Annotated in this window: 2 protein-coding genes; both read left to right on the top strand. The window is 75.3% G+C overall.

What is annotated here, in order from left to right; all coding sequences use genetic code 11:
• The first annotated feature begins 219 nt into the window (after nt 1–219).
• On the top strand, nt 220–1,287 hold the full coding sequence (locus DVA66_RS19720; protein WP_114561503.1) for an LLM class flavin-dependent oxidoreductase: 1,068 nt from the start codon (nt 220–222) through the stop codon (nt 1,285–1,287).
• Entirely contained in the window at nt 1,284–2,015 is a 732-nt protein-coding gene (locus DVA66_RS19715; RefSeq protein WP_114561502.1) for an NADPH-dependent F420 reductase, read from the top strand. Before DVA66_RS19720 ends, DVA66_RS19715 begins: the two co-directional genes overlap by 4 nt.
• Nucleotides 2,016–2,099: the final 84 nt, after the last annotated feature.

The following is a 2,099-nucleotide window of genomic DNA, read 5'->3' as shown; positions in this document are numbered from 1 at the left end:
AGGCAGACGGGGCGGGTGCCGACCGGCCCGGGGGCTGGGCGGCCGACCGCCCGCGTCGCACCGGAGGGCCGTCCATCCGCCGTGCCCGCGGCATGATCCCGCGCCGCCCCGCCGGCGGGTGCGTGGCGCGGACGACGCAGGGACCCACCCGCCCTCACCCCGCACCACACCCTTCGCGACGCCATCCGGGCGCAGCGAGCTACTGGAGGAGTTGCACGGATGGATGTCTCGCAGATCGAGTTCGGCGTCGACAGCTTCGGAGACCGCCCACGAGACCACCGGGGAGAGGTCGTCACGCACGCGGAGGCGATCCGTGCCACGGTGCGGGAGGCGGTGCTGGCTGACCAGGTCGGCATCGACGTCGTCGCGCTGGGGGAGCACCACCGCCCCGAGTACGCCATCTCCAGCCCGGAGACGGTGCTGGCCGGGATCGCCACCGCCACGAGCCGCATCCGGCTGGCCTCCGGGGTGACGGTGCTGTCGTCCGACGACCCGGTCCGGGTGTTCCAACGCTTCGCCACGGTCGACGCGCTCTCCGGCGGCCGGGCCGAGGTGATCCTCGGACGGGGGTCCTTCACCGAGTCGTTCCCCCTGTTCGGGTACGACCTCGCGGACTACGACGTGCTGTTCGAGGAGAAGATCGACCTGTTCCACCGGCTGCTGGACGAGACGCCGGTCACCTGGGAGGGCACCACCCGCGCCGCACTGCACGGGGCCGACGTGTACCCGAAGACCGAGTCCGGACGCCTGCCCACCTGGGTGGGGGTCGGCGGGTCACCGCAGTCGGTGATCCGGACCGCCCGCCACGGGTTCCGGCTGATGCTGGCCATCATCGGCGGGCCGGCGCAGCGGTTCGCCTCCTACGTCGACCTGTACCGGCGGGCGAGCCGCCAGCTCGGCACCACCGCGCAGCCGGTGGGCATGCACTCGCCGGGCTTCGTCGCCGCCACCGACGAGGAGGCCAGGGAGCTGTTCCACCCGGGGTACAAGGAGATCCGCGACCGCATCGGGGCGTTGCGCGGCTGGCCGCCGCTGAGCCGGGAGGAGTTCGAGTCCGAGGTGACGCGCGGCTCGCTGTACGTCGGGTCGGCCGAGACCGTCGCCACCCGGATCGCCGAGGCCATCCGGGTGGTGGGTGCCGGCAGGTTCGACCTGATCTACTCGGCCGCCGGCACCGTCTCGGCCGACGCCCGGCTGCGGTCCGTCGAGCTCTACGGCACCCAGGTCATCCCCCGGGTCCGCGAGCTGCTCGCCGAGGAGCCCGTCGCCGTGGGAGCGGCGCGATGACCGCACCGGTCACCACCGTCGCCGTCCTGGGTGCCGGCAAGCTCGGCACCGTCGTGGCGCGGCTGGCCGTCGCGGCCGGGTACCGGGTCCTCGTCGCGGGATCGGGTGACCCCGCGCGGATCGAGCTGGTCGTGGACGTCCTCACCCCGGGCGCCACGGCGGTGTGGCCGGCAGAAGCCGCGGCGGCCGCGGACGTGGTGGTGCTCGCCCTGCCCCTCGGCCGGTACCGGCAGCTGCCGGTGCGGGAGCTGGACGGCACGCTGGTCGTCGACGCCATGAACCACTGGTGGGAGGTCGACGGCCCCCGGGAGCGCGTCGTCCCGCCCGGCACCACGTCGAGCGAGGCGGTGCAGCGCTTCCTCGCGGGATCGCGCGTCGTCAAGGCCCTCAACCACACGGGCTACCACGACCTCGAGGACGGGGCCCGCCCGGCCGGTCATCCCGGGCGCAAGGCGATCGCCCTCGCCGGGGACTCCCCCCACGACGTCGCCGTGGTCGCGCAGCTGGTCGACGCGCTCGGCTTCGACCCGCTGCCCATCGGCGACCTCGCAGCCGGCGCCCGGCTCGAGCCCGGGCAGGACGCCTTCGGCGCGCACGTCGGCATCGACCGGCTCCGCGTCCTCACCGGCGCCGCGGCCTCCGATGCCGTGCCCGGAGCCCTGGGACGGACCGCCGGGACCTCGCAACCGGCACCCCCACGGGCCGGTGGGCAGGCGGTCGGCGGATGAACGGCGCACCGGTGGCGCGGGTGCGCTCCTCCGAGCAGGTCGCGGCCGACGCCCGCGAGGGTCGCCGGGCCCGGCAGCGGGCCC

It is taken from the genome of Desertihabitans aurantiacus (assembly GCF_003344635.1).
GTDB lineage: Bacteria > Actinomycetota > Actinomycetes > Propionibacteriales > Propionibacteriaceae > Desertihabitans > Desertihabitans aurantiacus.
This window is presented reverse-complemented; position numbering and strand designations above follow the sequence as displayed.